This is a genomic window from Halorubrum sp. SS7, from assembly GCF_005435055.1.
GTDB lineage: Archaea > Halobacteriota > Halobacteria > Halobacteriales > Haloferacaceae > Halorubrum > Halorubrum salinarum.
The window spans coordinates 1-231 of record NZ_SGXV01000030.1 but is presented as its reverse complement, the minus strand read 5'-3'; the positions used below and the strand labels follow the sequence as shown (position 1 = coordinate 231).

Below are 231 nucleotides of genomic sequence, written 5' to 3'. Positions count from 1 at the left end.
CCGCCGATCGTCGGGCCGGCGCACCTCAATGTCCCGGAACTGGGGGACGAGACCGGCAGCGATCCAGAAGTTCGAGTGGTCTTGGACTTGGAAGTGGAGGTGAGGTTCGGTGGACATGCCCGAGTTCCCACATTCACCGACGACGTCGCCACGGGAGACCTCCTCGCCGGGGGCGACCGTCACGCTGCCTTCCCGGAGATGGGCCAGTGTGCTGTACTCGCCGTCGTCGTG

Annotated in this window: 1 protein-coding gene; it reads right to left on the bottom strand. The window is 66.2% G+C overall.

The window, feature by feature from the left end:
* Nucleotides 1-231: M23 family metallopeptidase (locus tag EXE44_RS15720; protein WP_137717898.1), on the bottom strand; the 231-nt coding region annotated here is incomplete at both ends.